Genomic DNA, 26,009 nt, shown 5'->3' with positions numbered 1-26,009 from the left:
CACCGTGCACCACCCCTTCACGCCGCTGGCCTCCGTGCCCGTCGACCAGCGCAACGCCCGAGTCCACGAGGAGGGCTGGCAGTCCTGGAGCCCCAGCGGCGCCTACCTCCTCGGCGCGGCGCCGTATCGCCCGACGGGAGCCAACTGGGCCACGGTCTGCTACCGGCCCGGCGTCACCGTCCCCGCCGGCGTCTTCCAGGGCGAGGGACTGCTGGCGCTCGACCCCGGCGACGGCTCGGCGGTCCGGCTGTGGGCGGCGGCCGAGCCGACGCGCGAGGTGCCGTCGATCAGGCTCGCCGTACGGGACGGGGTCGCGGAGGTCGCTGCCGACGGCCTGGTGAAGGAGTGGACGGGCGAGGACATCCAGTCGGTGCTGGGCGACTGGGCCTGCGGTCTCGGCATCGCGGCCCCGCGCCCGGCGCCCACCGTCTGGTGCTCCTGGTACGAGTACTTCACGGAGGTCACCGAGGACGACATCCACGAGAACCTCCGCGCGATGGACACCCTCGACCTGCCCGTCGACGTCGTCCAGATCGACGACGGCTACCAGCAGGCCCTCGGCGACTGGCTCACCCTCTCCGGCCGCTTCCGCTCCCGCGCCGGTATCGCCGACAAGATCCGCTCCCGCGGCCGCCGCGCCGGCATCTGGACGGCACCGTTCCTCGTGGACCCGGCGAGCGAACTGGCCGCCGAACATCCCGGCTGGCTGGTCCGGGACCCCGCCGGCGGCTTCGCCCACGCGGGCCGCAACTGGGGCCACGACCTGCGCGTCCTGGACACCACCCACCCGGACGCGGCGGCGTACCTGACCGAGGTCTTCACCACCCTGCGCGCCGAGGGCTACGACTACTTCAAGGTCGACTTCCTGTACGCGGGCGCCCTGGACGGCGTACGCCACGCGGACGTCGACCCCCTCACGGCCTACCGCTCCGGCATCCGCCTGATCCGCGACGCGATCGGCCCGGACTCCTACCTCCTGGGCTGCGGCGCCCCGATGCTCCCCTCCATCGGCCTGTTCGACGCCATGCGCGTCAGCCCCGACACGGCCCCGCACCGCCGCCCGGAGGCGGACGACTACAGCCAGCCCGGCCAGGACCCGGCCGAGTTCACCGGCGTCGGCCGCCAGTGGCAGCACGGCCGTCTGTGGATCAACGACCCCGACTGCCTGATGGCCCGCCCGGCTGTCGAGACCCGCGAACAGTGGGCGGCGCACGTGGAGTCCACGGGCGGCCTGATGGCCTCCAGCGACCGCCTGCTGTCCCTGGACGAGTGGGGTGTGACGACGACCCGTCGCCTGCTGTCGGGAACGGGAACGGCGCGATGAAGCCGGCGCTGTCGGGTCGACGTGGCGCGATACGGGAGCCGGGCCGCCGTGCCGACTTGTAGCATCTGAGCACCGCTGCACGAGGGGGACGCGTGATCGAACTGGCCGACATGGTCCGGGAGTTGCGAAAGCAGCTGACCGCCGCCCTGACCGACGGGGACGGGGAGATCCTGCGCTTCGAGCTGGGGCCCGTGGAGGTCGAGGCGTCCATCGCCGTCACGCGCGAGGCGGGCGGGGACGCCAAGGTCCGGCTGTGGGTCGTCGACGCCGGGGCGAACGGCAAGTACGCGCAGGCCGAGACCCAGCGGGTCACGCTCACCCTCACCCCCAGAGCCGTAGCGGCGGACGGGGGCGTGCCGCAGACCGTGCTGATCGCGGGCGACGAGGTTGACGGCGAACGCTGACCGGGGGCTGCGGCCGGAACGGGTCGCGGAGATCATCGTCGGCCTGCCCGGCGCAGGCCGCCGTGGCTCGGGGTATCTCGTCGCGCCGGGACGGGTCTTGACGGCTGCGCACGTCGTCGAGGGCGCGTCGGGCATCCGCGTCCGGTTCCAGGCAGACCGGCCGGGGGAGCGGATCGTCGAGGCGGCGGTGGAATGGGCGCACGCGGCGATCGACGTGGCGGTGCTCGCGGTTCCCGAGAGCCACATCGGCAACGTACCGCCGGTGTCGTACGGCCGTGTCGGTGAGCAGGACGCGGTGATCCGGTGCACCGCGATGGGCTTTCCGCGCTTCAAACTCCGTACCGACACCACCGGTGCGCGGTTCCGGGACGCCGAGCACGTCCACGCGACCTGCGCGGTGCTGTCCAACCGGCGTGAGGGGACGCTGGACCTGGGCGTCACCCCACCGCCCGCCGAGGACCCCGACCCCGAGCGGGACGCGTGGGAGGGCATGTCCGGCGCGGCGGTCTTCAGCGGCGGCCTGCTGGTCGGCGTCGTCACGCGCCGCCACCGCGGGGACGGTCCGGGCCGGATCGCCGCAAGCCGGGTGGACCGCTGGGCGTACGGCGTGGACTCCTCCCAACGGGCGGAACTGGAGCGGCTGTTGGGGCACGGAGTCGGCCACGGCGCACTGACCTCGGCCGCGCCGACGACCGGTCTCGACCTCATCCAGGAGGTCTACCGCGCCCACCTCGCGGACATCGCGCCGGAGCTTTTGAAGGAGCGGGAGACGGAGCTCGCGGACCTGGTCTCCTTCTGCGCGGGCCCGGAACCGTACCTCTGGCTCCAGGGGCCCCCATGGGCCGGCAAGACGGCGCTGGCGGCGTGGTTCGCCCTCCATCCGCCGCGCGGAGTCGTACCGGTCTGGTTCTTCATCACCGCGCGCCACGCGAGCCAGTCCGACGGCGACGCGTACACCGCGGCCGTCATCGACCAGCTCGCCGCCCTCGCGGGCCGCGAACCGAGCGGCACCGGCTCCCCGACCGCCCGCGACGGCGAACGCCGGCTGCTGCTGCGTCAGGCGGCGGAGCGGGTGGCACACGACGGCGGCACGCTGCTCCTGGTGGTGGACGGCCTGGACGAGGACCAGTCCCTCACCCCCGGCGGCACCGGCACGAGCATCGCCTCCCTCCTGCCCGAACGCCCCCCGCCGGGCGTCCGCGTCCTGGTCACCAGCCGCGTCGGCCCCGGCCTCCCGGCCGACGTCAAGGGCGGACACCCGCTGCGCTCCTGCCGGGCGGTGGGGCTGTCGGCCACGGCCGCCTCCCGCCACACCGAGCACGAGACCAAGTACGACCTGGGGGAAGCACTTTCCGGCGACCGCCTCCAGCGCGACCTCGTCGGCCTCCTCACCGCCGCACGCGGCACGCTCACGGTCGACGACCTGCGCGAACTCACCGGCGAGCCGGCGTATGAGCTGCGTCGGCGGTTGGGGAGCGCGTTCGGTCGGATCCTGCGGCTGCGCGGTGACGTCGGCGGCATGGGAGGCGGCGGCGGACCCGAGGGCTACGGCGACGACCTGGCCCTGTACACCTCCACCCGCGGGTATCTCTTCGCCCACGAAACGCTTCTCACCACCGCCCAGGAGGAACTCGGGCCGGACCTGGGCGCCTACCTGGAGCGTCTGCACGCGTGGGCGGACTCCTACGACAAGCGCGGCTGGCCGGAGGAGACCCCCCTGTACCTGCTCCAGCCGTACGGCCGTCTCCTCGTGTTCCTCGGGGAGGCGGGCCGACTCACGGACCTGGCCGTCGATGCCCGGCGCCGTGACCGGCTGCGGGAGGCCACGGGGAGCGATGCGGCGTGCCTCGCGGAGATCGCGGCGGCGAGGGAGACGGTGCGGCGGGTCTCTCCCGACGACCTGGGGGCCTTGGCGGCGCTCGCGGTGGCGGGGGACCTGGTGGCCCAGCGCAACAAGAACCTGCATCCGGACATTCCGGCGGTGTACGCCCGGCTGGGACGAGTGCGGCACGCCATCGGGCTGGCCCGCAGTGTCTTCGAGCCGCTCGACCGGCTGCGGGCACTGGCCGCGGTGGCGCGTGTGCTGGCGGAGGCGGGGGACCGGCGGGCGGTGGGACTGGCGCGGGAGGCGGTGCGGCTGACGAGGGAGGAAGCGAAGACATCCAGCGACCGCGGCCACCCGCACTGCATGGCGGCCCACGGAGTTCTGGCCATGGCGCTGGCACGGTCCGGCCGAGCCGACGAGGCGGTGCGCGCGCTGTGCGAACTGCCGCGGCCGACCAACGGTCAGAGCACCGAGGCGTTCGTCGAGGCGCTGCTCGGTACCGCCCTGGCGCTGCGGGACCCGGTGCGCGGCGCCGAAGTCCTGCGCCTGGCCGAACGGGCGGCCGAGACGGTGTGGCCCCGGACCGATCGCGTACCGGTGCTGGTGACGGTCGCCGAGGCATGGGCGGCTGCCGGTTCTCCCGACGACGCGAGTCGCCTGTACGACTTCGTGACCGAGCTCTCCCGACGCCGCGCGGGCGACCCGGGGAACCTCCCCGCCGTCGCCGCTCAGGCACTGCGCGGGGCCCGCCCGGGCGACGCCGAAGCCCTGGCCTCGCTGGCCGCGGCGGCACTGGACGGACGGGCACAGCCACGTGATGTGTGGCAGCTGCAGGACGTGGCACGCGGACTCGCGGCGACGGGCGGACTGGCCGAGGCCCAGCGGCTCGTGGGGTCCATGGTGTTGGCTCCCGATCCCGTGCAGATCCGGGCCCGGCGCGATCTCTGGCTGGACATCGTCATCGGGTGGGCGCGCGCGGGCCGGGCGGCGCAGGCGTGGAAGGCGATCCAGGAGGGAGCACAACGGGGGTACGTCACCAGCGGGCGCGGCACCGTCGGGCACGCCGTGCGGCTCCTCGCGGCCGCCGGTCACGCCGACGACCTTGAGGAACTCCTCCTGCACAGCGGGGACTTCGACGAACGGGAGGTGATGGCCGAGGCGTACGCCGCGCTCGCCGCGCACGTCGCCGCCGACCACCCCGAACGGTCGCTGCGCCTGCTCCGGCACGCGGAGCACGGGGACCGCACGTCGGGGACCAGCACCTCCATCGCGCGCGACGTCGGCCTGGGCACTTTCGCCGGCGCGCTCGCCGCGATCGGGCGACCCGATGACGCCGAGCGGCTCCTGGAGGCGGTCGGTCTGCCGATGATGCGCTCCTGGGGATGTGCCGTGGCCTCCCTGGCCCTGGTCCGTGCGGACCGGGACCGGGCTGTGCGCTTCGCGGAACGGGCGTACGACCTCGCCTTCGCGCCTGACTTCCTCCAGATGTCGCAGACCGTCATGGTCACCGCCCTTCAGGCCATGGCGGGAGTGGGGGCGGCCGAGCGGGTCCTCGAGGTCGTCGAGAAGCTCCCGAAGTCGGGAGCCGTGCTCGAAGCGGGCAACCGCGACGACGTGTGGGCAGCAGTGGTCGAAGGACTGTGGCCGCATGCCCGGGGACCGGCCCGGCGATGGCTGGACAGTGTCCTGCCGGACCTGCGCGACGCGACTGTGTTCCGCCTCGTCCGGATCCTCGTCGCCGTGGGCCGCCACGACCCCGAGCTCGGCGCCCGCATCGGACGGCTCCTGCGGGACCGGGCCGCGGACCGCAGCCGCCGCGAGGAGCTCGAGGACCACGACCAGGCGATGCTCACGCTGGCGGTGCTGGCCGACGATCCGGCCGCCGCACACGACCTGGACACCATGGCGCACAGGCACGGTGAGTGGCCCGCGCCCACCCGGGTGACGGCCGTCCTGGCGCTGGGCCACGCCGCACTCGGCGACCACGAGACGGCCCGGAGCATCGCCCTGCGCCCGAGGAGCGACAGGGAACGGGCGGAGGCATGCGCGCACCTCGCCGCCTATACCGCGTGTGTGCACGACGAAGTGACGGCCGGTCCGTTCATCGGCGGCCCCTTGCTCGTCCCACCGGCCGCCCGTCGCCTCGCCGCCCTGCTCCTCCCGCCCCCGTCCGGCCCGGACATCCCCCGCGCCCGGGCCCTCCTCGCCGAAGCCCTCATCCCCGAGGGCTGGGACGAAGCCGCCCCGGTCCTCGCCGCGCTCGATCCGGCCGCCGTACTGCGCGCACGGAACGTGCTCTTCGCCCACCTGGGACTCGGAAACTGACCCCGCCCCCCACAGGCCGCTCCGCCCGCCCTCCCCCGCCGTGGCCCGCGGCTGCGGAAACGCGGTGGGGCGCGGCACTCCCCTAATCGTGCCGCGCCCCGTCCCCCCGCCTCCGCAGTGGCTAGACCGCCTCCACCTCCGGCAGCGTGCCCGTCCGGGCCGCCCGGCCGTACCAGTGGGCGCTGGACTTCGGGGTGCGTTCGAGCGTCGCGTAGTCCACGTACACCGCGCCGAAGCGCTTGCCGTAGCCGTACGACCACTCGAAGTTGTCGAGCAGTGACCACAGGAAGTAGCCGCGGACGTCCGCGCCGTCGGCGATCGCGCGGCGGACCGCCGACAGGTGGCCGTGCAGGTAGGCGACGCGCTCCGGATCGTGCACCCGGCCGTCCGAGTCGATCTTGTCGTCGTAGGCCGCGCCGTTCTCGGTGATGTACAGCGGCAGGCCCGGTGCCTCCCGGGTGTAGCGCATGATCAGCTCGTGCAGGCCGGTCGGGTCGATCGTCCAGCCCATCTCCGTGCGGTCGCCGGGCGTCTGGTGGAAGGCGACGTCGTCCGCGGCCGGCCAGGGGGAGTGGGCGCTGGAGCCGTGGCCGTCGGCGCGCGGTCCCTTCGCCGAGGGGTCGGCCGCCGAGACCAGCGCGGGCGTGTAGTAGTTGAGGCCCAGCGCGTCCAGCGGCTGGTTGATCAGCGCCAGGTCGCCGTCGAGGACGTAGTCCCAGTCCGTGAGCTCCGCCGTCGCCTCGTACAGCGACTCCGGGTACGCGCCGTGCAGGATCGGGCCGTGGAAGACGCCGTTGGCCAGGTCGTCGATCCTCCAGGCCGCCGCCAGGTCCGCCGGGCTCTGCGAAAGCGGCCTGACCACGGAGGAGTTGAGGCTGATCGCGACAGAGTTGCGGGCTGGCATCACCGACCGCAGCGCGGACGCGCCCAGCCCGTGCGCCAGGTTCAGATGGTGCGCTGCACGCAGCGACGCCGCCGGGTCCGTCCGGCCCGGGGCGTGCACCCCGGAGGCATACCCCAGGAACGCGCTGCACCACGGCTCGTTGAGCGTCATCCACTGCTCGACCCGGTCGCCCAGCGCCTCGCCGACGATCTGCGCGTACTCCGCGAAACGGTACGCCGTGTCACGCTCCGGCCAGCCGCCCGCGTCCTCCAGCTCCTGCGGCAGATCCCAGTGGTAGAGCGTGACGGCCGGCTTGATGCCCTTGGACAGCAGCTCGTCGACCAGCCGGCGGTAGAAGTCCAGGCCCTTCTGCACGGCAGGGCCCCGGCCGGTCGGCTGCACCCGCGACCACGAGACGGAGAAGCGGTAGGCGCCCAGGCCCAGCTCCGCCATCAGCGCCACGTCCTCGCGGTAGCGGTGGTAGTGGTCGACAGCGATGTCACCGGTGTCGCCGCCGGCCGTCTTGCCCGGCGTATGGCTGAAGGTGTCCCAGATCGACGGCGTGCGGCCGTCCTCCCGCACCGCACCCTCGATCTGGTACGCGGAGGTCGCCGCGCCCCAGAGGAAGGCGGGAGGGAAGGTCACCGCAGTGGCCGGGTTCTCGGAGTCAGGCATGGAAGCGCTCCCATTGGAGGTCGTGAAGACCGACGGTGGAGGGGGAGTGGAGGAGGGGGAGGAGGGGCCGGAGCAGCGCTGGCCCGGCCCCCTGGAAACAGGGCGTCAGCCCTTGACGGCGCCCTGCATGATGCCGCCCACGATCTGCTTGCCGAAGATCGCGAAGACCAGCAGCAGCGGCAGCGTGCCGAGCAGCGCGCCCGCCATGATCAGGGACTGGTCGGGGGTGTAGCCGCGGCCCAGGCCCGCGACCGCGACCTGCACGGTCGGGTTGCCGGTCTGCGTCAGGACCAGGAACGGCCACAGGAAGTCGTTCCAGGTCTGCACGAACATCAGCATGCCCAGCACGGCCATCGCGGGCCGCGCGGTGGGGAACACCACGTGCCAGACCACGCGCCAACTGCTCGCCCCGTCGACCCGGGCGGCCTCGATGATCTCGTCCGGCAACGCCTGGATCAGGTACTGCCGCATGAAGAACACACCGAACGCGCTCACCAGCGAGGGGAAGATCACCGCCTGCAACTGGTCCGTCCAGTCGAGCTTGGCGACCATCATGTACAGCGGGATCACGCTCAGCTGCGGCGGCACCATCATCGTGCCGATCACGATCAGCATCAGCGCGTTACGGCCCTTGAAGCGCAGCTTGGCGAAGGCGAACCCGGCGATCGTCGACAGGCAGACGATGGTCAGCGCCGAGATCCCCGCCACCAGCGTGGTGTTGAAGAACGCCTCGCCCAGGTTGGCGTCCTTCCAGGCGATCTCCAGGTTGTTGAACAGGTTGGAGCCGAACCAGAACGGCGGCGGGGTCTGCGCCAGGCGCTGGTTGTCGCGCGAGGCGGCGATCGCCGTCCACACCAGCGGGAACAGCGAGACGATGGTGAACAGGATGAGGATCGCGTACGCGATCGGGCCGCCGTGCAGTTGCCCGCCGGCCCGCGCGGACTTCGGCAGGCGCGGACGCTTCGCCGCCTTGGCGGGCGTGGTCTCGGGGGGCGTCACAGTCGTCGTCACGGCCGGAACTCCTAACTACTGGCGCGCAGCCGGCGCGAGATGACGTAGTTGACGATGCCGATGACGATCAGGATCAGGAACATCGTCCAGGCGATCGCCGAGGCACGGCCCAGGTGCTGGTTGACCCAGCCCTGCTCGTACAGGTACAGGCCGAGCGTCTGGAACTGGTGCTCCGCGCCGCCGGAGGCGCCCTTGTTGGCGTCGAACAGCAGCGGCTCGCCGAAGACCTGGCTCGCCCCGATCGTCGACACGACCACGGTGAACAGGATGGTCGGACGCAGCGACGGCAGTGTCACGTGGAAGAACTGCTGCCAGCGGTTGGCCCCGTCCAGGGCCGCCGACTCGTACAGGTCCTGCGGGATCGCCTGCATCGCGGCCAGGTAGATCAGCGCGTTGTAGCCGGTCCAGCGCCAGATGATGATCGACGAGACGGCGATCTGCGAGGGCCACTTGTCGCCCTGCCAGTCGACCGGGTCGACCCCGACGAAGTCCAGCGCCCAGTTGATCATGCCGTAGTCACGGCCGAAGAGCAGCACGAACACCAGGGAGGCGGCGGCGATCGACGTGGCGTACGGCGCGAGCATCGCGACCCGGTAGAAGGTCGAGGCCCGCAGCTTGTAGTTGAGGATGTGGGCGATGCCCATCGCCATCAGCAGCTGTGGAACGGTGGAGATGATGCCGATGGTCAGGGTGTTCTTCGCCGCGTTCCAGAAGAAGTCGTCGTCGAAGATCCGGGTGTAGTTGCGCAGCCCCACCCAGTTCATGTCGGTGGGCGCCGTCAGCTCCACCTGGTGCAGCGAGGCCCAGCCCGTGTAGACCAGCGGGAACAGGCCGAAGGCGACGAACAGCAGGAAGAACGGGGAGACGAAGGCGTAGGGGCTCCAGCGCACATCCCGCTGCCAGCGGCGGGACAGCCGGGCACGTCGTCGCCGCTCCTGCTCGGGGACGGCGTCAGCGGGCGGGCGGCCCGGGGCCGCGCCCCCCTCCTTGGCGGGGGGCGCGGCGGTGTCGTGGCGGGTGGCCATACGGGTCACTGGTCCAGGTTGTTGTCGATGGTCTTGGTCGCCGTCTTCCAGGCCTCCTCCGCGGACTTGCCCTTCGTGACGAGGATGACGCCGTTGTCCGTCAGACCCTGCTGGATGATCTGGTCCTTCGGGCCGATCGGCTGGAGGGGGATCTGCTTGGCGGCCTCGGAGAAGATCTTGCCGATCGGGGCGTCACCGGTCATGTCGTTGACGGCGCCGGTCACTTCGGGCATGTCGTACGCGGCCTGCGCGCTCGGGAAGCTGCCCTGCACCTTGAACAGCTTCGCCTGCTGCTCGGGCGCGGTCAGCCACGCGACCAGCTTCTTGGCCTCCTCGACGTTCTTGCCGTTCTTCGGCACCGCGAGGAAGCTGCCGCCCCAGTTGCCGGACTGGGGCGCCACGGCCACGTTCCACTTGCCCTTGGCGTCCGGCTTCGACTTGCCCTTGATGTAACCCAGCATCCACGGCGGGCAGGCCATCGCGGCGAACTTGTTGTTGGCGATCGTCTGGTCCCAGGCCGGCTGGAACTGCGTCTGTGCGCCGAGCAGGCCCTTCTCGGCGGCCTCCGCGGTCAGGTCGAAGGCCTTCTTGACGGCCGGGTTCGTCTTGTAGATGACCTTGCCGGAGGAGTCGTAGAACTTCTCCTTCTCACTGCTCAGGATCGCGTTGAGCAGACCACCGGGGGAGTCCATGAAGGTGGTGCCCTTGGGGGCCTTGCCCTGGTACCGCTCACCGGCCGCCACGAGCTTGGCCCAGTCGCCCGCCCACAGCTTGGCGACCTCCGCCGGGTCGGTGGGCAGACCGGCCTGCTTGAACATGTCCGTGCGGTAGCAGATGGCCATCGGACCGACGTCCGTGCCGAGGGCGATCGTCTGGTTGTCCTTGGTCGTGGCCTGCTGCCACTTCCAATCCAGCCAGTCGCTCTTGTTCACTCCCGAAACCTTGGAGAGGTCCTCGAGCTTGGCCGCCTGGGTGTTCACGATCTCGGCGATGTTCCCGACCTCGACGGCCTGGACGTCCTGCAGACCACTGTTGGTGGTGAGGTGGTTGAGCAGCGCCGGGTAGTAGTTCTCGTTCCGCTCGACGACGTTCTCGGCGATCTTGATGTTGGGGTTGAGCTTCTCGTACTCGCTGTAGAGCCCGGCTTCCTTGAAGCCCATGGTGCCGAAAAGCCCCAGGGTGATCGTGGTCTTGCCCTTGCCGCCGCCGTTCGACGAGTCGGAGCCATCGTCCTTGCCGTCGTCGGCACAGCCGGCCAGCAGCCCGGCGCCCAGCGACGCGGCGGCCGCGAGGACCATCGCCTTGCGGGCGGTTCGGATGCGTGCTCGCATGTCGTCCTCCTGTTGCCCTGACGTGCCGACCCCCCGGCCAACTGCATTGTTGGACCCGTTTTTACTCGCTGCGGCTCGGGCGGGGAACGTGCGGGTTGTGTATGTGTCAGGTACTGTGGGAGCGCTCCCACCAGTGATGTGTTGAAGGTTCTCCGGTCGCGGCGGGGGTGTCAAGGGACCGGACAGCGAGAGATGCGTTCAGTTATCGGGCCGTTAACTGGACCTGGGCCGGTATCCGCTGCGGCCCCGGGCGGCGGTATCAAGCCAGCCGGACCGGCTCGCCGGCGGAAGCGGAAGGCCGGGGGCGGCGGGCCTCGGCAGCGGTCAAGACAGCCGACAAGCCTGTTAAATTCCAGGCCAGCCGCAGAGTGCGGGTGTGGACGGGAAGGCGGAGCCCATGGCAAGCCACGGAGCGCGGGGCCGAAGCGGTGGCCGGCCCACCCTCGAAGAGGTGGCGGCGCGCGCCGGTGTCGGCCGCGGCACGGTGTCCCGGGTGATCAACGGCTCGCCCCGGGTCAGCGACGCGACCCGGGCGGCCGTCGAGGCTGCGGTCGCCGAGCTCGGCTACGTCCCGAACACCGCGGCCCGCGCCCTGGCCGCCAACCGCACGGACGCGATCGCGCTGGTCGTGCCCGAGCCGGAGACCCGGTTCTTCTCGGAGCCGTACTTCTCGGACATTCTGAAGGGCGTCGGGGCGGAGCTGTCCGACACGGAGATGCAGCTGCTGCTGATCTTCGCGGGCGGCGACCGCGAACGCCGCCGCCTCGCCCAGTACCTGGCCGCCCATCGGGTGGACGGCGTTCTGCTGGTCTCGGTCCACGCGGACGATCCACTGCCCGACCTGCTGGCCCAGCTGGACATCCCGGCGGTGATCAGCGGCCCGCGATCGGCGGCGGAGACACTGCCGTCGGTCGACTCGGACAACTACGGCGGCGCCCGCCAGGCCGTCGAGCACCTGCTGTCCCGCGGCCGCCGCCGGGTGGCCCACATCACCGGCCGCCTCGACGTCTACGGCGCCCAGCGCCGCATCGAGGGCTACCGCGACGCCCTGAGCGACGCGGGCCACGAGGTGGACGAGGCGCTGATCGAGCCGGGCGACTTCACGGAGGAGGGCGGCAGCCGTGCCATGGCGGCACTGCTGGAGCGCCGTCCCGACCTGAACGCGGTCTTCGCCGCCTCCGACGTCACCGCGGCCGGCGCCCGTCAGGCGCTGCGCGAGGCGGGGCGCCGCATCCCCGACGACGTGGCGCTCGTCGGCTACGACGACTCCGCCATCGCCCGCCACATGGAGCCGCCCCTCACCAGCGTCCGCCAGCCCATCGAGGTGATGGGCCGGCGGATGATAGACCTCCTCCTCACCGAGGTCGCCGACCGCCGCCCCCTGGCGTCCCGAGGGCTGGACCGACGGCAGGTCGTCCTGGCCACGGAACTGGTGCCCCGAGCGTCGTCGTGACGCCGCACCCCCTGCTGGGCATCGACGAGGTCGCTCGGACCGAGCCGTACCTGCGCACGGTGGGCGAGGTCTTCCGGGCCTTCCGCGACCAGGACTCGAGCTGCGTGTCGTACGGGGTCCGGCTCGCCGACGGGGAGCGCTGGTTCGTGAAGGAGGCGACGACCGAGCCTGTCGCCCCCGCTTGGACGGGATCGGTCAACGACCTCGACGAATCGAACCTTCCGTGGAACGCGAGGATGGCGCAGGACGGGACGATCATCATTCTGTGACGGAGCCCCGGCCGTCCGTAGACGACCGGGGCTCCTCTCGACCTCACAGGGCCCGGGGGAGCCTCTACGGCATGACCCCATGAGGGAGTGCGGGGGTCGGTGCATGCTGGCCCACGAGGACATCGAGCGCGTGGAGGAAGGCGGTGTGGGTCCCGGCGTCCTGAGCCGTCGTGATCACCTCGTCCAGGAACTCGTACGCCTGCTCGTCCGTAAGGTCGCCCAGCCAGGGGAGCGCGCTGCTGTGCATGGTTACGCCTCTCGTTCCTTCTTGACGCGCTCCAGACGGGGCTCGGTCACGGTCAGCTTCTCGGCGCTCGGGGCCTTCCACCTCAGGGCGAACGAGTCGACCGCGCGCAGGATGTACGTGCCATCCCTCTTCACGTCGCCGCCACGAGGGCCTGGAGCGGGCCGCCCTGGCCGGAGCTGAGGAGGCCCTCGACAAGCTCAAGCTGGCCGCCTCCCAGCGGATCCGGCAACGCCTGTTCTCCCTGGCAGCCGACTACACCGCGACCGCCGCGTGGTCTGCTCTGGATGCCCGCCAGCTCGAACGGACTCAGAGGCACCTCGACCGGGCGCTGTACCTGGCCGGGATGGCCAAAGACACCGTGGCGGAGCTGAGGGTCTGGAACTCGTACGCGATGCTTGCCCACCAGCGGGGCCAGCACACACAGGCTGTGGATGCCGGATATGCGGCCCAGGCCACGGCCATCACCCGGCGGGACCCGCTGTTCGCCTCGCTCGCGCACGCCAGAACGGCCGTGGGCCATTCGAATCTCGGTGACCGTACGGGCGCCCTACGGTCCCTGGGGTACGCCCAGGAAGCCCTGGAGAAGGCGTCCTTCGAGGAGCCCCGGCCCAGCTGGGTGGCCTTTGGGGGCGCCGAGCTGACCGCCATCACAGCGATCGTCAGGGACCGGCTCGGGGACCCGGCACGAGCTGAGTCCGCCTCCCACAGGGCTCTGGCCAGCATCCCCAAGCAGTTCCGCCGTAACCGCGCCCTGGCCACGGCACGGCTCGCCCTGGCCCAACTCCACCAGCGGGACATCGATCAGGCGTCACCGCATCCACCGTGTTCGAACTGATGCAGGGGCACCCGCTCCCGGGCCGGATGCGCTCTCTGCTCGGTGACTACTACCGGGACTTGATCAACCTTGCGCCGGACGCCGGCGTCGCACAAGAGTGGGGAGACCGCTTCCGATCCGAATGGAGCCGATCTTGAGTGCCGCTGATCTGGTCGTCCGCCGCTTCACTAACAAGGACCTCCCGCAGATCCGCCAGACGCTGATCGACATCCATGCGGACGCCTACGCCGATGCGATGGATGACGAGTTCAACCAGCGCTTCCCCTGGTTCGTAGACCACTGGGGCAAGAACCCGGACTTCGACTGCGTGATCGCGTACGACGGTGACGAGGCGGTGGCCTTCGCGTATGGAGCCCCGTCAACCCCCTACCGCGAGTGGTGGCGCGAGCACCTGAAGCCCGCCCCCGACCCGGGGAAGGACCGCACCTTCTCCTACTCGGAGCTGGCCGTCCGGACGAAGTACCGGAAGATGGGCGTGTCCGAGCTGGTTAGCTGGGCCCTGCTGGACGAGCGGGACGAGGACCTCGTGGTCCTGCTCGTCGACACCGAACACCCTCGCGTCCAGGCCAAATACGAGTCCTGGGGCTTCCGGAAGGTCGGCGAGCGTCAGCCCTTCCCGGACTCCCCGGTGTACGCCGTCATGCCGGCCGAACTCCCGCTCTCATCCTGATCCGGTCTCTTCACCGTCGTCCTCAAGGGCGGTCCGTGCGGCCTTGGCGAAACCGTCCAGCGGACGTCTGAACTTCCTGACCTCGTCCGCGAACTCACCCGCAGCCTGAACCACGGAGTCCGGCCCCGCGATGGCGATGTTTGATCGGCGCTTGCGGATGTGGCCCTGAAGCGTCTCGAACTGGGTGAGGGAACCGGCGCTGGCGCGCTGCCTCCGACTCCTGGTGCTGTAGTTGAAGGCGCGCGGCCCGGAATCCGAACCAACTGGTGCCGAAAGCCGTGAGTCCACCGATGGCCGCACCCAAGACGGCCGCGTGGGGGATTGCCGTGAAGCGGGGTTTGGTACCGGCGGCGAGAGGAATACGAGAGCGACCCGGAGTACCAGCGCATCCTGGCGGCGATGGAGCGGCCTTGGTGGAAGCGGCCGGCGGCCCTGTGGGGCGGCGTCGTCGCCGTTGCCGTCGCCTCGTTCTTCCTGGGCGGTGTGGTCCTGGGTTCTGACAGCAGCTCGGGCGCCCCTTCCGAGGACTCCTGGGTGCAGAATCAGGTGGACGGTCAGTCGCAAAACAACCAGCAGAACAATCAACCTGCTGGGATATCCGCAGCGCAGAGAAGTCAGATCCTCAGCGGTTGGGTGGAAGGCGGAAAGCTTCTCAAGATCCGGGTGGCCACCGGTGTGGCCACGGCGGATACGAAAGAGGCCGGTGACCTGATCAACGCAGGTCACCGGCCTCTTTGGTAAGGGTGAGTGACGGGACTCGAACCCGCGGCATCCTGGACCACAACCAGGTGCTCTACCAGCTGAGCTACACCCACCATGACCGGCTTGGAGATCAGTAAGTTCCCCGACCGGCCGAGAAAAAGTGTACAGGGTCCGAAGGGGTGCTCGCGCCCGGCTTTCGCGGCGCCCCTCCGCGGGCCCCCGGCACGGCTACTGAGCAGGCAGCACGTGCTTCGCGGCGATCTTCTTCGCGGTGTCCGAGTCGGGCCCGGGCTGCGGGACGAAGACGGCCTCGCGGTAGTAGCGCAGCTCCGCGATGGACTCGCGGATGTCGGCGAGCGCGCGGTGGTTGCCGTTCTTCTGCGGGCTGTTGAAGTACGCCCGCGGGTACCAGCGGCGGGCCAGCTCCTTGATCGACGACACGTCGACGATCCGGTAGTGCAGGTAGTCCTCCAGCGTCGGCATGTCACGCAGCAGGAAGCCGCGGTCCGTGCCGACGGAGTTGCCGCACAGCGGGGCCTTGCCCGGCTCCTTGACGAACTCCCTGACGTACGTCAGGACCTGCTCCTCGGCGTCCTTCAGCGTCGTGCCGTCCGGCAGCTCGGCGAGCAGCCCGGACGCGGTGTGCATCTGACGCACCACATCCGGCATCGTCTCCAGCGCCCGGTCCGGCGGCCGGATGACGATGTCCACGCCCTCGCCGAGCACGTTCAGCTCGGAGTCGGTGACGAGGGCGGCCACCTCGATGAGCGCGTCGTCCGACAGCGAGAGGCCGGTCATCTCGCAGTCGATCCACACCATGCGATCGTTCATGTGTCTCACCTTACGGGGAGCCGTCCCGGGCTGAGCCGACCGTGCGGTGACCTCGTGGCCAAAGGGCGCACCCGCTAGTGACCAAGGGCGCACCTGCCTCCGACGCAGCGCCGGGCCCGCGCGGAGGGTGTTCCTCCGCGCGGGCCCGGTCACCGGCTCACATCACGTCGCGCTGCGCTGCCCCGGCAGACTCGCCCGGGTCGGTACGTACGCCTCCCGCCCGTTGTCGGACGCGCTCGACGCCGACGCGGACAGGGATCCGACCGCGCTCGCCGCCGCCGTACGGCGGGACTGGAGCGGGACGGGGTGCTCCGGGTGCATCGAGGCGGGCTGCTGGCCCGGCTGGCCGGCATGCCCCCCGTGGCCGGGCATGCCGGACCCCGGACCGCCCGGGGCGGCCTCGGTGTCCTGCGGCCGCTCGCCCTGGGGACGACGGGCGCGGTACGCCGCCCGGTAGGCGGCCGGCGACGAGCCCAGCTGGCGGCGGAAGTGCCCGCGCAGGGCCACCGGCGACCGGAAGCCGCAGCGCCCCGCCACCTCGTCCACCGAGTAGTCCGACGTCTCCAGCAGGCGCTGCGCCTGGAGGACCCGCTGCGTGATCAGCCACTGCAGCGGGGCACTCCCGGTCAGCGAGCGGAAGCGGCGGTCGAACGTACGACGGCTCATGTACGCGCGTGCCGCCAGCGTCTCCACGTCGAACTGTTCGTGGAGGTGCTCCAGCGCCCAGGCGACGACCTCGGCGAGCGGGTCGGCGCCGATCTCCTCTGGTAAAGACCTGTCGAGATAGCGCTCCTGGCCGCCGCTTCGGCGCGGGGGCACGACGAGGCGCCGGGCCAGGGCCCCTGCCGCCTCGTTGCCGTGGTCCGTGCGCACGATGTGCAGGCACAGGTCGATGCCCGCGGCCGTGCCGGCCGACGTCAGCACGTCGCCGTCGTCGACGAACAGCTCCCGCGGGTCGACGTGCACCGACGGATAGCGTTTCGCCAGCGTCGGCGCGTACATCCAGTGTGTCGTCGCGGGTCGGCCGTCCAGCAGGCCCGCCGCCGCGAGGACGAAGGCGCCGGTGCACAGCCCGACGATGCGGGCGCCCTCCTCGTGTGCCCGGCGCAGCGCGTCGAGCGCCTCGTCCGGTGGCGGAGAAGTGATCGAACGCCAGGCCGGTACGACGACCGTGCCCGCGCGCGAGATCGCTTCCAGGCCATGCGGTGCGCTGAGTTCGAGGCCCCCTGTGGTCCGCAGTGGGCCGTCCTCGCCGCCGCACACCAGCAGTCGGTAGCGCGGAACGCCGGCGTCCTGGCGGTCGATCCCGAACACCGACAACGGTATGGAACTCTCGAAGATGGGGCCGCCGCTGAACAGCAGCACCGCGACGATCTCCTTGCGACGTCGCCCGGAAAGCTTCCGGGCCGCGGCTTCCGGCGCGGCAGTGGAGTCGTGGCTCATACTGCTAAGCCCCCCTCGGTGGTCGCGGCTCCTCGGTTGTGTCGCTCCTGCACGTTTCCCCTCGGTCCTGCACGAGTCCCCCGCCGTAGACAGTCAAGATCGAATCTACTGTGTCCCGTTGCGCCGCAGTGGCCGGTTCGGCACTCGGCACATTGTCGACTTGGCAACTTGGCGTGAAGCATTCGATCACGAAGCGTTGCACTCGTGGGGCGTGCAGGGAAGTGCGCCTTGTCGCAGTGGCCAATCCGCGTAGGGTGCGCAGCACCCCTGAGGTCCTTTCCGTGCAGGTCGAACGGGGCTTGCGGGGCCGTCAGGGAGGGTGATGCACGGGTGTGAGAAGTTGGCTGAAAAGCAGCGTGCGCGTGCGCGAAAACCGGTCAGCCGACCGGTGTATCCCCGCCAGTGTGCCGTCCGCCACGGTGCGAGCCCGTTCCGGTGCGGTGGTGCCGGCCCCGGTGGGGCGCCCGGTCCTCGGCCGCCAGCCGGGCCGCGCCGCGCTCGGACTGGCGCAGCAGGACCCGGCAGGCGCCCGTGACGGCCGCGAGCCCGAGGGCCGTACCGACGGCGCCGGCCAGGGAGGCGCCGTAGCCGAGGAGCACGACCGGGACGAGCAGGCAGCTGAAGGCCGCCCAGCGGACCACCTCCGTCGCGGAGTCCCGCGGCGGCGGGGTCGCGCGATCCGCCTCGGAGGCGGGGCGAGGTCCGGGCATGCGTGCTCCCTGTGGCGTGACTCACGCAGTTCAACGCGTGGCCGGTGAGCAGGTCACTGAGTGACCGGATCATCCCCACGGGTAAGTGAATCCTGTGCAAACCGCCTGTACAGCGCAGCAACCATTGCGTTACGGGCGTCGCCTCGTGCATGCTCCCTGGAACCCGCACGCACGGCGGGCGGGATCTGGGCTAAGGAGGCGTGCCGCCGTACCCTTGGGGGTATGGGGTTGGGAAGACCATTCCCGGACACAGCTCCGCCGCACAGTGTTGTCCCACCCATAAAGGATCACAACGCCGAGACAGCCATGGCCGGTCACGAATTCTTCGAACCCGCGGACCGCAAGCGGCCCGTCGCCGATCCCACGGCGGCCGAGCCCCTGGCGGCGGAAGAGCCACGCCACTCCTGCGACCCCGCCTTCAAGCACGGGGTCGTCGTCGGCTTCGACGGCTCCACGTCCAGTGAGCGCGCCCTGGCGTACGCGATCGGCATGGCCCATCGCTCCGGGGCGGGCCTGATCATCGTCCACGTCGCCAACCGGCTGCCGACCACCGTGTGGGCCGGCTGTGAGCCGCCCGTCTTCGTGGACGTGCCGGACCACCGGACCGAGGTGCTCGGTCTCGAGCTGGCCTGTGCGGACTACCTCGCCGAGGTGCCCTGGATCCTGGTCGAGCGCGGCGGCGACATCTGCCACGAACTCGAAGAGGTCGGCCGGGAGTACGAGGCCGACGCGATCGTCGTCGGGTCGACCCACGGCATCGTCGGGCGGATCTTCGGCTCCGTCGCGGGGCGACTCGCCAAGCGGGCGAAGCGGCCCGTCGTCGTCATTCCCTGAGTGCCAACTCCCTTGCTCCCCTGGTGCGACGCGTAAATCTACTCGTGCGTAGAGGTGTTTGTGCCCTTGTGAAGGGCATATACGGGGCACCGCACAACTGCACATGCACGAAGGGAGCCCGCCGTGGACAAAGACGTCTCCGCGGGAAGCGGAATCACCACCGTGGTCGGTCGACTCGCCCTGGGAATCACCCTGTTGGCCTTCGGGCTGGGGCATACCGCTGTGATCGACGGGGTGTCGACCGCTGACGCCGTGTCAATCGCCCGGTACGTGGGCGGCATTGCCCTCTTCGTCGCCGGGCTGATCGCCCTGCGGGACGGGGACTTTGCCGGTGGGACGGCGTTCTCGGTGCTCGGGGCGCTGTGGTTCACCTGGGCCGTCTCGGCGGGTGCCGCCGGCAATGAGGCAGGGTTCTTCCTGCTGTTGTTCGCCCTCGTGGCGCTGTCTTTGACGCTTGCGGGTGGGGAGCAGCTCGGTCAGGTGGTCTACGGGCTGTTCTTCGTCGCCCTGTTGCTCGCGGCGATCGCCGAGTTCGCCGGTAACGACGGGCTCGCCAAGGTGGGCGGCTGGTTCGCCGTGGCTGCGGGGGCAGTGGCGTGGTACGCGGCCACGGCGGTGCTCGCGCACTGGCCCACGGTGCCTCCGCGACGCGCTGCCGGCCGGGGAGTGACGGCCACCGGTTAGCTGCGCAGGCCGGGGGGTTGGGCGGCTTCCCGGTGATGAAAACGGACCCCCCGTGCTTGGTGGCAGCGCGTGGGGTCCGTCCTCTTGTTTGGCCTGTGCGGGTGCGCTGTGGTTGCTCGCGCAGTTCCCCGCGCCCCTAAAAGAAGGGCACTTACTCGACCGTTACTGACTTGGCCAGGTTGCGGGGCTTGTCGATGTCCCTGCCCAGGGCCAGGGCCGTGTGGTACGCCAGGAGTTGGAGGGGGATGCCCATCAGGATGGGGTCGAGTTCGTCCTCGTTCTTGGGGACGACGATGGTTTCGTCGGCCTTCTCCTGGTGCTGGTGGGCCACGGCGAGGATCTTGCCGCTGCGGGCCTTGATCTCCTCCATGGCGGCGCGGTTCTTCTCCAGGAGGTCGTCGTCGGGGACGATCGCGACCGTCGGGAGGGCGGGCTCGATCAGGGCCAGGGGGCCGTGCTTGAGCTCGGAGGCGGGGTAGGCCTCGGCGTGGATGTAGGAGACCTCCTTGAGCTTCAGGGAGGCCTCGCGGGCCACCGGGTAGCCCCGCACGCGGCCGATGAAGAGCATCGAGCGGGCCTCGGCGAACTGCAGGGCCAGCTTCTTGACGTCCTCCTCGTGCTCCATGATCTCGGCGATCTGGGCGGGCAGCTTGCGCAGGCCCTCGATGATCCGCTTGCCGTCGCGGACCGAGAGGTCGCGGGTGCGGCCCAGGTGCAGGGCGAGGAGCGCGAAGGCGACCGTGGTGTTCGTGAAGCACTTCGTGGAGACGACGCAGACCTCCGGGCCCGCGTGGACGTAGATGCCGCCGTCGGCCTCGCGGGCGATCGCGGAGCCGACCACGTTCACCACGCCCAGGACCCGTGCGCCCTTGCGCTTGAGCTCCTGCACGGCGGCGAGGACGTCGTAGGTCTCGCCGGACTGGGAGACGGCGATGTAGAGGGTGTCGGGGTCGACGACCGCGTTGCGGTAGCGGAACTCCGAGGCCGGCTCGGCGTCGGCGGGGATGCGGGCCAGCTCCTCGATCATCTGGGCACCGATCATGCCCGCGTGGTACGAGGTGCCGCAGCCGAGGATCTTCACGCGGCGGATCCGGCGGGCCTCGCGGGCGTCGAGGTTCAGGCCGCCCAGGTGCACGGTGGAGAAGCGGTCGTCGATGCGGCCGCGCAGCACGCGGTCCACGGCGTCGGCCTGCTCGTGGATCTCCTTGTGCATGTAGGTGTCGTGGCCGCCCATGTCGTAGGAGGCCGCCTCCCACTCCACGGTGGTGGGCTCCGCGGTGGTGCGGGTGCCCTCCGTGGTGTACGTGCGGAAGTCGTCGGCCTTCAGGGTGGCCATCTCGCCGTCGTCCAGCGTGACGATCTGGCGCGTGTGGGCGACCAGCGCGGCTATGTCGGAGGCGACGAACATCTCCTTCTCGCCGATGCCGAGGACGACCGGGGAGCCGTTGCGGGCGACGACGATCCGGTCGGGGAAGTCGGCGTGCAGCACGGCGATGCCGTAGGTGCCCTCGATGAGCCGGAGGGTCTCGCGGACCTTGTCCTCCAGCTTGGTGGCCTGCGAGCGGGCGATGAGGTGGACGAGGACCTCGGTGTCGGTCTCGGAGAGGAACTCGATGCCGTCCGCCTCCAGCTTGCGGCGCAGGTCGGAGGCGTTGTCGATGATGCCGTTGTGGACGACAGCGACCTTGCCCTCGTGGTCGAGGTGCGGGTGGGCGTTGACGTCGGAGGGGGCCCCGTGGGTGGCCCAGCGGGTGTGGGCGATGCCGGTCGTGCCCTTGAAGCGGGCCGGGACCTTGGCCTCCAGATCGCGGACGCGGCCCTTGGCCTTGACCATTTTCAGGCCGGAGGCCTTCGGGGACGTGATGACGATGCCCGCGGAGTCGTAGCCGCGGTACTCCAGGCGCTGGAGGCCCTCCAGGAGGAGGGGAGCGACGTCACGCTTCCCGATGTAACCGACGATTCCGCACATATATACGCATTCCTAGCCGTAGACGATGCGCCGCAGCTGCCGGAGCGAGAGCTCCGGCGGCGCCACCGCGCGATATTTGAGATCCGCCTCGATCCGCTCGAAAATCGCCGCGTTCACCAGGCCCTGGGCCTGGAGCTCGCGGTGGCGGCGACGGACGTACTCCTCGGTCGTCTCGTCGAAGTAGGCGAGCACGTCCTGGATCACACGCAGCGCCTCGCCCCGGTTGAGGGGGGTGGACCGCGTCAGATGATCAACGAGTTCGTCGTGCACCCGGTAGATCCTGAGGCACCGGCGACGCTTACGCAAGAATTCTGCCCGGTTTCGGGCAGGTGGCTGTTGGAATCTCTTGGGGGAACGTTGAACCCGTCATGAGCGCTTGTTCGTGAGGCGTCCACCGGGCAGCCGGTATCTCGTTGCCCGAGGCGTCGATTTTTGGACGCCATGGACATTCCTCGTATGGGCGTACCCGAGCGGCTCGCCGAGCGCATGAGCATGGCCGAGCAGCACGAGTACCTGCGCGCCAGGTTCTCCCGGCGCACGATGATCAGAGGCGGCGCCGTCACGCTCGGCGCCGTCGCGGGTGGCGCGTTCGTACCGGGCGCCACCGCCCAGGCCGCCGTTCCGAGCGGGCGGACCGGCATCGAGACCGTCGACGGGGCCCATGTGGCGCCCTTCGGCCGTCACCTCGCCTACGGCACCGACCCGCGCACGGAGATGACCGTCTCCTGGCAGGTCCCGGTCGCCGTCAAGAAACCGTTCATCCGGATCGGCGCCCACCCCACGGACCTCTCCCGGAAGATCGACGCCGAGGTCCGCACCCTCTTCACACCGGCCGGTGTCGGCGCGAGCGGCAACCACACCCAGTACTACGTCCACGCCCGGCTGACCCGCCTGCGCCCGGGCCGGACGTACTACTACGGCGTCGGCCACCAGGGCTTCGACCCGGCCGAGCCCCACCTGCTGGGCACCCTCGGCACCTTCACCACCGCCCCCGCGGACCGGGCGCCCTTCACCTTCACGGCCTTCGGCGACGAGGGCGTCAGCTACCACGCGCTCGCCAACAACAGCCTGATCCTCGGCCAGAACCCGGCCTTCCACCTGCACGCCGGCGACATCGCGTACGGCGATCCGACCGGCCAGGGCAGGAGCGACGACACCGGCTTCGACTCGCGCGTGTGGGACCAGTTCCTCGCCCAGACCGAGTCCGTCGCCAAGTCCGTCCCGTGGATGCCCGCCTACGGCAACCACGACATGGAGGCCTGGTACTCGCCGAGCGGCTACGGCGGCGAGGAGGCCCGCTGGACCCTCCCGGACAACGGCCCCGACCGGAAGAACCTCCCGGGCGTCTACTCCTTCGTCTACGGCAACACGGCCGTCATCTCGCTCGACGCCAACGACGTCTCCTTCGAGATCCCGGCCAACCTGGGCATCTCCGGCGGCACCCAGACCAAGTGGCTGGAGACCCAGCTCAAGAAGTACCGGGCCGCGCGCGACATCGACTTCATCGTCGTCTTCTTCCACCACTGCGCCTACTGCACCTCCACCTCCCACGCCTCCGAGGGCGGGGTACGGCAGGAGTGGGTGCCGCTGTTCGAGAAGTACACCGTGGACCTCGTCATCAACGGCCACAACCACCAGTACGAGCGCACCGACGTCATCAAGGACGGCAAGGTCACCCGGAAGCTCCCGATCGGCGGCACGGCCTACCCCGAGACCGACGGCGTGGTGTACGTGACGGCCGGTGCCGCGGGCCGCAGCCTCTACGCGTTCAGCGCCCCGCTGTCGTACGAGGGCAACGAGCACGACGTGGACTCCGTGTCCTCGTTCGTCAACGTCAAGGGCGGCAAGCAGAACGAGACCGTCACCTGGTCCCGGGTGCGCTACCTCGACTACTCCTTCCTGCGCGTGGACGTCACCCCCGCGCCGAAGGGACGCCTGGCCACGCTCACGGTGCGCGGCATCGCCGAGACCGGTGACCAGGTGGACCACTTCACGGTGGCGCGCCGGGCGAATTAGCGCCCCGAGGCCGTCACATCCGCTTGAGGATCGCCTGCTTGGCCAGCGCGAACTCTTCGTCCGTCAGCACGCCCGTGCGGTGCAGCTCACCGAGCTCGCGCAGGCGGCGCAGCAGGGCGTCGTGATCGTCCTCGGCGAAAGCGACCGGAGGAGAAGGCAGTTCCGGTCGCGCGTCCACCACGTCGCCGGCGGCGGCCCGGGCCGGGTGCGGAAGCCTGGCCTGGACCGCCGCCGCGACCAGCGCCATCAGCGGATCCTTCTTGAAGCCCCAGAGCTCCACGGCGTTGGGGTCGTACTTGGGCGGGGCCTTGGTGGGCGCGTTCCGCACGGTGAAGCGGAGGTAGCCGTTCTCCAGGCCGGCCGCCGGCTGCCACTCCACGCCCGTGATGGCGGTGAGCGCGAGCGTGCGGGCACCGGCGGCGGCCTTGGCGTCCTCCGTCTTCCAGTTCCACTCCAGGCGTATGCGCTCGCCGTCGAAGCCGGCGGTGCCGTCTCCGGCGGAGACCGACAGCGGGACGGAGGGGCCCGGCAGCAGGTACGCGTCGACCGGGTCGGCGGGGACCTGGTCGAGGAGCAGGGCGTTACGGACCTCGTCCGTGAAGTACTCGGCGACGCCGTAGCGGTCGGACTCCACGATCAGCTGGTACGGGTCGTGGGGCTCGGTGAGCCGGCCGCCGGTGGCGTGCAGCAGGGGGTCGGCGCCGTCGCGCAGGCGAAGCCTGAGCCGCCCCGTCTTCTTGCCCTGCTCGAAGGAGATCCCTGCCAACGCCCCCAGCGGGACGACCAGTTCACCTAACTCCCGGCGCAGCGGACTGACGTTCTTGTCCCGTCCGGGGGTCAGCCGCAGGGCGTCGCCGTCGAAGGCCCACGTGCCGTCCTTCTGGATGATTTCCGCCATGGGGTGGATTGTTCCATCAGTCTCACGAGAGAGTGGTCCAGACCTTTTGGCGTTCGCCGGCTCATGGAAGGGACCGTTTTGTGAAACAGCACCCCAGCACGCCTGGCCTTCCCGGTTCCCTGCCACGGCTCGACCACGTGGTCCCCGCGCCCGCTTCGGTCGCTCCGAGCGAGACCCCGTACCAGATCACCCGCAGCACGCACATAGTCGTTGACGACTCCCCCGAGACCCGCCGCACCGGCGAGTACCTCGCGCGGATCCTCCGCCCCTCCACCGGCTACCGCCTCCCCGTCACCACCCACGGGGCCGACGGCATCCGGCTGCGCCTGGCCGAGGGGCCGTTCGGCGCCGAGGGCTACCGCCTCGACAGCGGCCAGGGCGGCGTCACCGTCACGGCGGCCGAACCCGCCGGCCTCTTCCACGGCGTGCAGACCCTGCGCCAGCTGCTCCCCGCGGCCGTCGAGAAGGACACGGTCCAGCCCGGCCCCTGGCCGGTCGCCGGCGGCACCGTCGAGGACAGCCCGCGCTACGGCTGGCGCGGCGCCATGCTGGATGTCTCCCGGCACTTCTTCACGGTCGACCAGGTCAAGCGCTTCATCGACCAGCTGGCCCTCTACAAGATCAACAAGCTGCATCTGCACCTCACCGACGACCAGGGCTGGCGCATCGCGATCGACTCCTGGCCGCGCCTGGCCACCCACGGCGGCTCCACGGAGGTCGGCGGCGGCCCCGGTGGCTACTACACCAAGGCCCAGTACGAGGAGATCGTGCGGTACGCCGCCTCCCGCTACCTGGAGGTCGTCCCCGAGATAGACCTGCCCGGCCACACCAACGCCGCCCTCGCCTCCTACGCCGAACTGAACCGCGACGGCGTCGCGCCCCCGCTCTACACCGGCACCGAGGTCGGCTTCAGCTCGCTGTGCGTCGGCAAGGAGATCACGTACGACTTCGTGGACGACGTGATCCGCGAGCTCGCCGCGCTCACGCCGGGCAGGTACCTCCACATCGGGGGCGACGAGGCGGATTCCACCAGCCATGAGGACTACGTCAAGTTCATGGACCGGGTGCAGCCGGTCGTCGCGAAGTACGGCAAGACGGCGGTCGGCTGGCACCAGCTGACCGGGGCGACTCCGGCGAAGGGGGTTCTCGCCCAGTACTGGGGTCTGGACAGCACCAGTGCCGAGGAGAAGGCACAGGTGGTGAAGGCCGCGCAGGGCGGGACGGGGCTGATCCTGTCTCCGGCCGACCGGGTCTATCTCGACATGAAGTACACCAAGGACACGCCGCTGGGGCTGTCCTGGGCGGGGTATGTCGAGGTGCGGCGGTCCTACGACTGGGATCCGGAGGCGTATGTGCCCGGGCTGCCGGCCGGTGCTGTGCGGGGGGTCGAGGCGCCGTTGTGGACGGAGGCGATCGAGAATCCCGGGCACGTCGAGTACATGGCGTTTCCGCGGTTGCCCGGTGTCGCGGAGCTGGGGTGGTCGGCGGCGGGGACGCGTGACTGGGAGCGGTACAAGGTGCGGCTTGCTGCGCAGGCAGAACGGTGGAACGCCCTGGGGATCGAGTGGTATCGGTCGCCGGAGGTGCCGTGGGGTTCTGACGGGCGGTGATTCGTCTGCGGGTGCGTGGGGGCTGGTCGCGCAGT

General features: G+C 70.6%; 24 protein-coding genes and 1 tRNA gene. 12 read left to right on the top strand and 13 right to left on the bottom strand.

Annotated features, from left to right (window positions below; translation table 11 throughout):
* The first annotated feature begins 4 nt into the window (after positions 1-4).
* The 3 genes from PV963_RS16920 (at position 5) to PV963_RS16910 (ending at position 5,878) form a co-directional block, all read left to right on the top strand.
* Positions 5-1,324, top strand: coding sequence for a glycoside hydrolase family 36 protein (locus PV963_RS16920; RefSeq protein ID WP_274816568.1), 1,320 nt, complete (start codon positions 5-7; stop codon positions 1,322-1,324).
* Positions 1,325-1,416: 92 nt separating this feature from the next.
* Positions 1,417-1,728 carry a trypco2 family protein gene (locus tag PV963_RS16915; RefSeq protein WP_274816567.1) on the top strand — a complete coding sequence of 104 codons (312 nt, stop codon included), beginning with the start codon at positions 1,417-1,419 and terminating at the stop codon, positions 1,726-1,728.
* Positions 1,712-5,878 carry a trypsin-like peptidase domain-containing protein gene (locus tag PV963_RS16910; protein WP_274816566.1) on the top strand — a complete coding sequence of 1,389 codons (4,167 nt, stop codon included), beginning with the start codon at positions 1,712-1,714 and terminating at the stop codon, positions 5,876-5,878. Before PV963_RS16915 ends, PV963_RS16910 begins: the two co-directional genes overlap by 17 nt.
* A 121-nt stretch (positions 5,879-5,999) precedes the next feature.
* Here the strand turns inward: PV963_RS16910 and PV963_RS16905 are convergent, their stop codons facing one another.
* From PV963_RS16905 to PV963_RS16890, 4 genes are all read right to left on the bottom strand, one after another.
* Entirely contained in the window at positions 6,000-7,436 is a 1,437-nt protein-coding gene (locus PV963_RS16905) for a GH1 family beta-glucosidase (protein ID WP_274816565.1), read from the bottom strand.
* A 105-nt stretch (positions 7,437-7,541) separates the two neighbouring features.
* Positions 7,542-8,447 carry a carbohydrate ABC transporter permease gene (locus PV963_RS16900; protein ID WP_274816564.1) on the bottom strand — a complete coding sequence of 302 codons (906 nt, stop codon included), beginning with the start codon at positions 8,445-8,447 and terminating at the stop codon, positions 7,542-7,544.
* An 11-nt stretch (positions 8,448-8,458) separates the two neighbouring features.
* Positions 8,459-9,472: a carbohydrate ABC transporter permease gene (locus PV963_RS16895; protein WP_274822041.1), complete on the bottom strand. Its 1,014-nt coding sequence runs from the start codon at positions 9,470-9,472 to the stop codon at positions 8,459-8,461.
* Positions 9,473-9,477: 5 nt separating this feature from the next.
* Entirely contained in the window at positions 9,478-10,803 is a 1,326-nt protein-coding gene (locus tag PV963_RS16890; RefSeq protein ID WP_274816563.1) for an extracellular solute-binding protein, read from the bottom strand.
* A gap of 397 nt (positions 10,804-11,200) precedes the next feature.
* Here PV963_RS16890 and PV963_RS16885 point away from each other — a divergent pair, with 397 nt between their 5' ends.
* Together PV963_RS16885 and PV963_RS16880 are read left to right on the top strand one after the other, a co-directional pair.
* Positions 11,201-12,256: a LacI family DNA-binding transcriptional regulator gene (locus tag PV963_RS16885; protein ID WP_274816562.1), complete on the top strand. Its 1,056-nt coding sequence runs from the start codon at positions 11,201-11,203 to the stop codon at positions 12,254-12,256.
* Positions 12,253-12,525: a hypothetical protein gene (locus tag PV963_RS16880; RefSeq protein ID WP_274816561.1), complete on the top strand. Its 273-nt coding sequence runs from the start codon at positions 12,253-12,255 to the stop codon at positions 12,523-12,525. The genes PV963_RS16885 and PV963_RS16880 overlap by 4 nt, the downstream gene beginning before the upstream one ends.
* Before the next feature lie 64 nt (positions 12,526-12,589).
* Here the strand turns inward: PV963_RS16880 and PV963_RS16875 are convergent, their stop codons facing one another.
* Both PV963_RS16875 and PV963_RS16870 read right to left on the bottom strand, forming a co-directional pair.
* Entirely contained in the window at positions 12,590-12,772 is a 183-nt protein-coding gene (locus PV963_RS16875) for a hypothetical protein (RefSeq protein WP_274816560.1), read from the bottom strand.
* Positions 12,773-12,774: 2 nt separating this feature from the next.
* A complete protein-coding gene (locus PV963_RS16870; RefSeq protein WP_274816559.1) occupies positions 12,775-12,906 on the bottom strand; it encodes a hypothetical protein in 132 nt (43 codons plus the stop codon).
* A 209-nt stretch (positions 12,907-13,115) separates the two neighbouring features.
* Here PV963_RS16870 and PV963_RS43620 point away from each other — a divergent pair, with 209 nt between their 5' ends.
* The 3 genes from PV963_RS43620 to PV963_RS16855 all read left to right on the top strand — a co-directional run bounded on the left by PV963_RS43620 (position 13,116) and on the right by PV963_RS16855 (position 15,018).
* Positions 13,116-13,607 carry a hypothetical protein gene (locus tag PV963_RS43620; RefSeq protein ID WP_342456383.1) on the top strand — a complete coding sequence of 164 codons (492 nt, stop codon included), beginning with the start codon at positions 13,116-13,118 and terminating at the stop codon, positions 13,605-13,607.
* 121 nt (positions 13,608-13,728) lie between these two features.
* Entirely contained in the window at positions 13,729-14,277 is a 549-nt protein-coding gene (locus tag PV963_RS16860) for a GNAT family N-acetyltransferase (protein ID WP_274816558.1), read from the top strand.
* Positions 14,278-14,676: 399 nt separating this feature from the next.
* A complete protein-coding gene (locus tag PV963_RS16855) occupies positions 14,677-15,018 on the top strand; it encodes a hypothetical protein (RefSeq protein WP_274816557.1) in 342 nt (113 codons plus the stop codon).
* 1 nt (position 15,019) lies between these two features.
* Here the strand turns inward: PV963_RS16855 and PV963_RS16850 are convergent.
* The 4 genes from PV963_RS16850 to PV963_RS16835 form a co-directional block, all read right to left on the bottom strand.
* A tRNA-His gene (locus PV963_RS16850) sits at positions 15,020-15,092 on the bottom strand.
* A 115-nt stretch (positions 15,093-15,207) separates the two neighbouring features.
* Entirely contained in the window at positions 15,208-15,810 is a 603-nt protein-coding gene (gene orn / locus PV963_RS16845) for an oligoribonuclease (protein ID WP_274816556.1), read from the bottom strand.
* A 162-nt stretch (positions 15,811-15,972) separates the two neighbouring features.
* Positions 15,973-17,253 (bottom strand): helix-turn-helix domain-containing protein, encoded by a 1,281-nt coding sequence (locus PV963_RS16840; RefSeq protein ID WP_274816555.1) that lies wholly within the window; start codon positions 17,251-17,253, stop codon positions 15,973-15,975.
* A gap of 377 nt (positions 17,254-17,630) precedes the next feature.
* The gene (locus PV963_RS16835) at positions 17,631-17,963 is read right to left on the bottom strand and encodes a hypothetical protein (RefSeq protein ID WP_274816554.1); all 333 of its coding nucleotides are present in this window, start codon (positions 17,961-17,963) and stop codon (positions 17,631-17,633) included.
* A 306-nt stretch (positions 17,964-18,269) separates the two neighbouring features.
* Here PV963_RS16835 and PV963_RS16830 point away from each other — a divergent pair, with 306 nt between their 5' ends.
* Both PV963_RS16830 and PV963_RS16825 read left to right on the top strand, forming a co-directional pair.
* On the top strand, positions 18,270-18,797 hold the full coding sequence (locus PV963_RS16830) for a universal stress protein (RefSeq protein ID WP_274816553.1): 528 nt from the start codon (positions 18,270-18,272) through the stop codon (positions 18,795-18,797).
* Positions 18,798-18,920: 123 nt separating this feature from the next.
* On the top strand, positions 18,921-19,481 hold the full coding sequence (locus PV963_RS16825) for a GPR1/FUN34/YaaH family transporter (protein WP_274816552.1): 561 nt from the start codon (positions 18,921-18,923) through the stop codon (positions 19,479-19,481).
* Positions 19,482-19,632: 151 nt separating this feature from the next.
* On the opposite strand, the gene glmS is transcribed toward PV963_RS16825, so the two are convergent.
* Both glmS and PV963_RS16815 read right to left on the bottom strand, forming a co-directional pair.
* Entirely contained in the window at positions 19,633-21,450 is a 1,818-nt protein-coding gene (gene glmS, locus PV963_RS16820; protein ID WP_274816551.1) for a glutamine--fructose-6-phosphate transaminase (isomerizing), read from the bottom strand.
* Positions 21,451-21,462: 12 nt separating this feature from the next.
* A complete protein-coding gene (locus PV963_RS16815) occupies positions 21,463-21,720 on the bottom strand; it encodes a hypothetical protein (protein WP_037673904.1) in 258 nt (85 codons plus the stop codon).
* Positions 21,721-21,906: 186 nt separating this feature from the next.
* Here PV963_RS16815 and PV963_RS16810 point away from each other — a divergent pair, with 186 nt between their 5' ends.
* A complete protein-coding gene (locus PV963_RS16810) occupies positions 21,907-23,466 on the top strand; it encodes a purple acid phosphatase family protein (protein ID WP_274822040.1) in 1,560 nt (519 codons plus the stop codon).
* 13 nt (positions 23,467-23,479) lie between these two features.
* On the opposite strand, the gene PV963_RS16805 is transcribed toward PV963_RS16810, so the two are convergent.
* Complete coding sequence (locus PV963_RS16805) at positions 23,480-24,364, bottom strand: DUF4429 domain-containing protein (protein ID WP_274816550.1); 885 nt, start codon at positions 24,362-24,364, stop codon at positions 23,480-23,482.
* 80 nt (positions 24,365-24,444) lie between these two features.
* Here PV963_RS16805 and PV963_RS16800 point away from each other — a divergent pair, with 80 nt between their 5' ends.
* Positions 24,445-25,974 carry a beta-N-acetylhexosaminidase gene (locus PV963_RS16800; protein ID WP_274816549.1) on the top strand — a complete coding sequence of 510 codons (1,530 nt, stop codon included), beginning with the start codon at positions 24,445-24,447 and terminating at the stop codon, positions 25,972-25,974.
* The last annotated feature ends 35 nt before the right edge of the window (positions 25,975-26,009 follow it).

Source organism: Streptomyces coeruleorubidus (genome assembly GCF_028885415.1).
GTDB classification, from domain to species: domain Bacteria; phylum Actinomycetota; class Actinomycetes; order Streptomycetales; family Streptomycetaceae; genus Streptomyces; species Streptomyces coeruleorubidus_A.
The sequence above is the reverse complement of the archived record's forward strand: the minus strand, read 5'-3'. Positions and strand labels throughout refer to the sequence as shown.